The 6,572-nt window shown below is 56.0% G+C and carries 5 protein-coding genes and 1 pseudogene; 4 read left to right on the forward strand and 2 right to left on the reverse strand.

Annotation, left to right across the window (positions count from 1 at the left end; genetic code table 11):
• Window positions 1-53 precede the first annotated feature (53 nt).
• The 4 genes from ACEQWH_RS02685 (at window position 54) to ilvN (ending at window position 4,786) form a co-directional block, all read left to right on the forward strand.
• Window positions 54-1,484, forward strand: a complete 1,431-nt coding sequence (locus tag ACEQWH_RS02685) for a cache domain-containing protein (protein WP_370228076.1) — start codon at window positions 54-56, stop codon at window positions 1,482-1,484.
• Window positions 1,481-2,122 carry a response regulator gene (locus ACEQWH_RS02690; protein WP_370228078.1) on the forward strand — a complete coding sequence of 214 codons (642 nt, stop codon included), beginning with the start codon at window positions 1,481-1,483 and terminating at the stop codon, window positions 2,120-2,122. Before ACEQWH_RS02685 ends, ACEQWH_RS02690 begins: the two co-directional genes overlap by 4 nt.
• A 333-nt stretch (window positions 2,123-2,455) precedes the next feature.
• The gene (locus tag ACEQWH_RS02695; protein ID WP_370228080.1) at window positions 2,456-4,210 is read left to right on the forward strand and encodes an acetolactate synthase 3 large subunit; all 1,755 of its coding nucleotides are present in this window, start codon (window positions 2,456-2,458) and stop codon (window positions 4,208-4,210) included.
• 12 nt (window positions 4,211-4,222) lie between these two features.
• Entirely contained in the window at window positions 4,223-4,786 is a 564-nt protein-coding gene (ilvN, locus tag ACEQWH_RS02700) for an acetolactate synthase small subunit (protein ID WP_370228082.1), read from the forward strand.
• A 203-nt stretch (window positions 4,787-4,989) separates the two neighbouring features.
• Here ilvN and prfB read toward each other — a convergent pair whose 3' ends face one another.
• Window positions 4,990-6,117, reverse strand: coding sequence for a peptide chain release factor 2 (prfB, locus tag ACEQWH_RS02705; RefSeq protein WP_370228083.1), 1,128 nt, complete (start codon window positions 6,115-6,117; stop codon window positions 4,990-4,992).
• Between the two features lie 92 nt (window positions 6,118-6,209).
• A pseudogene (locus tag ACEQWH_RS02710) lies at window positions 6,210-6,572 on the reverse strand (penicillin-binding protein); the annotation flags it as partial.

Consider the following 6,572-nt stretch of genomic DNA (forward strand, 5'->3'; position numbering starts at 1 on the left):
GCCAATGGGGTTTCAAGCTATGGTCTTGACGCAAAATCAGCCATCGAATCGTCATGCCACGCGTCTTAAACCTCTTCCGGCTCTCTTATGGGCAGCAGCTTTTCCTTCTTGCCACCCTGCCGCTCATCCTCGCGGTGGCCGCGATTTCCATACTGGTGACGATCCAGTCGCGCGCCTTGGCGGAACAGGAAATCAAATCTCTGGAAGTGCAGCTGATCGAAGCCAAAAAGGCCGAACTAAAGAACTATCTGTCCATCGCAAGGACCGCCTTTGGCAATATCTATGGCCCCGCCCTGCCCGACAACGAAGAAGCCATGCTTGAGGTCACTCAGGTTTTGTCCGCGATGATCTATGGCCAAGACGGCTATTTCTTTGTGTTCGACTACGAAGGCACCAACCTTGTCAGCCCCAGACAGACCGAGCTCATCAACAAGAACTGGGCGGGGTTAAGTGACCGTAATGGAACAGAAATCACCGATGTCTTAATCCATAAGGCGAGGACGGGTGGCGGCTATCACACGTTCGACTGGCCCAAGCCCTCGACAGGAGAGACCGCGACGATGGTGTCTTATGTCATCGGCCTTCAGGATTGGCGCTGGGCTGTTGGCACCGGTATCTTCATCGACGACATCCAAGCCACCGTTGCCGCGGCCCGCGCGGGGGTGGAAGAGCGGATCCGCCGGACATTCTACTACATCCTCGGGATCGCTCTGGCTGCTGTTTTATTGGTGTTTGGCTCGGGTTTAACCTTGAATATCCGCGAGCGCCGTCTGGCTGACGTCAAACTCAAGGCACTGACGCAGCGTGTGTTTGACGCCCAGGAAGAAGAGCGCGGACGTGTCGCCCGCGAGCTGCACGACGGTATCTCGCAGATCCTTGTCGGGGTGCGCTATGCGCTGGATGCCGCCCGCCGCCGCCTTGCAAGGGGCGATCAGAAGGCAGGAGAGTCGCTTGATACCGGCATGGAGCATCTTTCCACCGCAATCCAAGAAGTTCGTCGTATTTCCAGAGACTTACGACCCGGTGTTCTCGATGACCTAGGACTTGGACCTGCACTTAAGTCTTTGACTGAAGAATTTAGCGTAAGAACTGGAATTAAAACAGAATTTCATACTGTACCGTTTCGAAACAGACTGCATGCCGACGCGAAGTTTTCGCTCTACCGCATTGCACAAGAAGCATTAACCAACATCGAACGACATTCCGGCGCAACAGAGGTCAAAATGGACGTCCGCAGCCACAAGCGTGGCGCGACCATGCGGATCAGTGACAACGGTTGCGGCTTTAGCCAATCGCGGGATAGATCCCAGCCCTCCACTGGCCTAGGCTTGCGCAACATGCAGGAACGTATCGAACAACTGAACGGCACATTACGCGTCCTCTCCAGTAAGAGCGGCACCGTGATCGAGGCCGAAGTCCCTCTCGCCCAGGTGCTCAACGCCAACGTCGAGAATGAGACAAGCGAACGAAAGGCCAATACATGAGCGCAACGAACGTCGTGATCGTCGATGACCACCCGATGGTCGCACAGGGCATCCAGTCGATCCTAGAGAGCTATGACGATATCTTGGTGTCTGCGACCCTCTCTAATGGCCGCGAAGTCATCGAGCATCTAAAGACCCATTCTGCCGATGTTGTCCTGATGGATTTGAACATGCCCGACATCGGTGGGCTGGCGGCAACTGAAATGGTGTTGGAAACCTCGCCCAACACCCGAATTCTGATCCTCTCGATGCATGACAGCCCCGAGTACATCGCCACCGCCCTGCAACACGGCGCGCGCGGCTATGTGCTGAAAGACGTCCCGACAGAAGAGATCAAAACAGCCATCGATACCGTCATGCGTGGCGAAAGATATCTGTGTACCGGGGCAAAGTTCTCGCTCGAGCCACAAGACAACGACGTGCGCGAGCAACTGACCAGCCGCGAGCAAACCGTACTGTTGCAACTTGCGCAGGGGAAATCCAACAAGGACGTCGCAGGCGATTTGAACATATCGGTACGCACGGTCGAAACCCATCGCAAGAACATCAAAGCGAAACTGGGCATCTCTTCTACAGCGGGCCTGACACGCTATGCGTTGGAACACGGGCTGTTGCAAGAGCCCGGAATCGGGTATTAATCGCGAATATCGCAGCTCGGATAAGCATAAATTACCCAAGCAACCCGCAGATGTTTCGGAAAATTACCCAAATTGGCGACAAAACGGTAATTTAATTTCTGAAATTTCCCATTTTTCTTAACTTTCGTGGTTGACGGCCCTTTCAAGCGGCCATAATGTCGCCCGCGAACACACGAAGGACCCCGACAAATGAACGCTCTAGTCGTCATTTTGAGAAATAGGCGCATGGACCGGTAACGGACACCATATTGGAACCCATGCGCCCCCGAAAATCTTCGGGGGCTTTTTTGTACTTAACGCACGAAACCGAAAACGGTGTGAACGGAGAAAAAGATGGCACGTCAGATGACCGGCGCGAAAATGGTAGTTCAAGCTCTGAAAGATCAGGGCGTGGACACAGTCTTCGGATATCCAGGTGGCGCCGTCCTACCGATTTACGACGAGATTTTTCAGCAGAATGACATCAAGCACATTCTGGTGCGTCACGAGCAGGGTGCGGTGCACGCAGCCGAGGGCTATGCCCGCTCAACTGGTAAAGTCGGCGTGGCACTTGTTACCTCTGGCCCCGGCGCGACCAACGCCGTGACCGGCCTGACCGACGCCCTGCTCGACTCTATTCCGATCATCGTTCTGTCCGGTCAGGTTCCGACCTTCATGATCGGCTCTGACGCCTTCCAAGAGGCCGACACGGTTGGCATCACCCGTCCTTGTACCAAACACAACTGGCTGGCCAAAGACACGGACGAGCTGTCCGCGACCTTGCACGAGGCCTTCCATGTTGCACGCTCTGGTCGCCCGGGTCCGGTTCTGGTCGACATTCCAAAAGACACCCAGTTCGCGACCGGCACATATACAACGCGTCAGGAAATCAACACCTCGCACTACGAGCCGCAGCTTAAAGGCGATATCACCGAGATCACCCAGCTGGTCGAACTGATGGAATCCGCCGAGCGTCCCATCTTCTATACCGGCGGCGGCGTCATCAACTCTGGCCCGGCGGCCAGCCAGTTGCTGCGCGAACTGGTCGACTCCACAGGGTTCCCGATTACGTCCACGCTGATGGGCTTGGGCGCCTACCCCGGATCCGGCAAGAACTGGATTGGCATGCTGGGCATGCACGGCCTTTATGAGGCCAACATGGCGATGCATGACTGTGACCTGATGATCAACGTCGGCGCGCGGTTTGACGACCGCATCACCGGATTGATCTCGGCCTTCTCGCCCAATTCAAAGAAAGCCCATATCGATATCGACCCAAGCTCGATCAACAAGGTGATCCGCGTCGACATCCCAATCGTTGGTGATGTGGGTCACGTTCTGGAGGATATCCTGAAGGTTTGGAAATCGCGCGGGCGCAAGACAAACAAAGAGGCCGTCGCCAAGTGGCAGGCCCAGATCGATCAGTGGCGCGCGATCAAATGTCTGGACTTCAAGCAAGAAGGCAAGACGATCAAGCCGCAGCATGCTTTGGTCCGACTGGAAGAGCTGACCAAAAAATACGACCGCTATATCACCACCGAGGTCGGTCAACACCAGATGTGGGCCGCGCAGTATCTGACCTTTGACGATCCGAACCGCTGGATGACATCGGGCGGTCTGGGCACCATGGGCTATGGCTTCCCGGCATCGATCGGCGTGCAAATGGCGCATCCTGACGCGTTGGTGATCAACGTCGCGGGCGAAGCGTCATGGCTGATGAACATGCAAGAGATGGGCACCGCGGTGCAGTTCCGCCTACCGGTGAAACAGTTCATTCTGAACAACGAACGTCTGGGCATGGTGCGCCAGTGGCAAGAGCTTTTGCACGGCGAACGCTATTCCCACAGCTGGTCCGAAGCGCTGCCTGATTTCGTCAAGCTCGCCGAGGCCTTTGGCGCCAAGGGCATCCTCTGTTCCGATCCTGACGATCTGGATGACGCGATCATGGAAATGATCACCCATGACGGCCCAGTGATCTTTGACTGTCTGGTGGAAAAACACGAGAACTGCTTCCCAATGATCCCGTCGGGCAAGCCACATAACGAAATGCTTCTGGGCGAAGCCGAAACCCAGGGCGTCATCCAATCCGGCGGCGCGGTTCTAGTATAAGGAGGCACGGATATGGCTGCTCTAAAAATCAAAAAAGGTGCCACAAGTCACTCGGCGTATAACCTGCGTCCGACGTTTTCAGACGTCGAGGAAACCCACACCCTGGCCGTGCTCGTAACCAATGAGCCTGGTGTTCTGGCGCGCGTCATCGGCCTTTTCTCGGGCCGCGGGTATAACATCGAAAGCCTGACTGTGGCCGAGGTCGATCACACAGGTCACACCTCGCGGATCACGATCGTCACCAAAGGCAAGCCGCAGATCATCGAACAGATCAAGGCGCAATTGGGCCGGATCGTGCCTGTGCATGAGGTCCATGACCTCACCGTCGAAGGCCCCTCGGTTGAGCGTGAACTCGGCCTCTTCAAAGTGGCTGGCGAGGGCGAGAAACGCGTCGAAGCCATGCGTCTTGCAGATATCTTCCGCGCCAATGTAGTCGATACCACGCTCGAGAGCTTTGTGTTTGAACTGACAGGCGCGCCGGAAAAAATCGACGCATTTGCCGATTTGATGCGCCCGCTGGGCTTGGTCGAAGTCGCGCGCACGGGCGTTGCTGCCCTTGCTCGCGGATCACATTAACAGACACAAATCTCGAAACAAAAACGGGCGCTTATGCGCCCTTTTTCATGCCTTACGGCATGTTTTTCTCTTGCCAGAAATATCCCGGGGTTTGGGGCAGAGCCCCATATTGAAAGGGTGCTTGGAGCAGAGCCCCATTTTAAAAGTGTGTTTGGGTCAGAGCCCCATATTAAAGCGGGTTTGCGGCAAAGCCCCAAGAGGCTTTAATCCTCAGCCTGCGCATCCGCACGGGATTTCCCCGAAACATTCAACGCCAGTGTCGCCGCCATAAACCCGTCCAGATCGCCATCCAGAACACCTTTAGTGTCAGAGGTTTCGTGGTTCGTGCGCAGGTCTTTTACCATCTGGTAGGGCTGCAAAACGTAAGAGCGGATCTGGTTGCCCCAGCCCGCATCCCCTGTGCTTTCATGCGCCTCGTTGATGGCCGCGTTGCGGCGATCCAGCTCTTGTTGATAGAGACGCGATTTCAGCGCTTTCATGGCGATGTCACGGTTCTGGTGCTGCGACTTCTCAGAGCTGGTCACAACGATACCGGTTGGAATGTGCGTGATACGTACTGCCGAATCCGTTGTGTTCACGTGCTGACCACCCGCGCCCGAGGAACGATAGGTGTCGATGCGAATATCCGCTGGGTTCACCTCGATCTCGATGTTGTCATCCACCACCGGATAAACCCAGACCGAGCTGAAAGACGTGTGCCGCTTGGCCGCGCTGTCAAACGGAGAGATACGCACCAGGCGATGCACGCCGCTTTCTGATTTCAGCCAGCCATAGGCATTGTGACCTGAAATCTTATAGGCCGCTGATTTGATACCGGCCTCTTCGCCTGCAGTCATGGATTGCAGCTCGACAGTATAGCCGCGCTTTTCTGCCCACCGCACATACATCCGCGCCAGCATAGACGCCCAGTCACAGCTTTCGGTGCCACCGGCGCCGGAGTTGATCTCAAGGAAGGTGTCATTGCTGTCCGCTTCCCCATCCAAGAGCGCTTCCAGCTCTTTCTCAGCGGCAGTTTCCGCAAGCGCCATGATCGCCTTCTCGGCATCAGCGATGACTTCGTCGTCTTCTTCCATCTCGCCCAACTCAATCAACTCAATGTTGTCAGAGAGGTCGGTCTGAATCTGTTTCACACCATCGATGGCATCCACCAGCAACTGACGCTCGCGCATCAGTTTTTGCGCGGCCTCCGCGTCGTCCCAAAGGTTCGGGTCTTCGACGCGCGCGTTGAACTCTTCCAGGCGGAATTCGGCGGTTTCCCAGTTCAGCCGCTGTTTCAGCAGGTCTACGGATTTTTCGATCTCCGTGACGGTATTTTGAACCTCGGCGCGCATGGGACTGTCCTGTCTATCTTGGTTGTTCTGCGTGATAGACCAGCAGCAAAAAAGGGGCAAGCGCCCCTGCCCCGATCCTTAGCGGTAATTGGTTAATAAAGGCCGCCTGAGCTGAGCGTCCCGAAAGAGGCATCAGGCGACACCACCGTGCTTTCGCCGGTCGAAGTAATGACCTCAGTCACAACCTCGGTGTCGACTTCGTCAAACAGCGGCAGGTTAGAGCCCATCGCAAATCCGCCATCAAAGGCCACGCCAAAGACAGGCTCTTCGCCAAGGCGGAAATATTCTGCCTGCACGTTCTCGCCTTCAGCCTCAGGTGACAACTGCGCGCCCGAGAAACGGTCGATGTTGATAAACTGGCCACCGGCCGGAACACGGAAGGCACCGCCGCCATATTTCTCGACAGCCGCTTGCATGAATTCGTTGAACACAGGCCCACAGGTATTGCCGCCAAA

Origin of the sequence: Cognatishimia sp. (assembly GCF_964229375.1) — a bacterium.
GTDB lineage: Bacteria > Pseudomonadota > Alphaproteobacteria > Rhodobacterales > Rhodobacteraceae > Cognatishimia.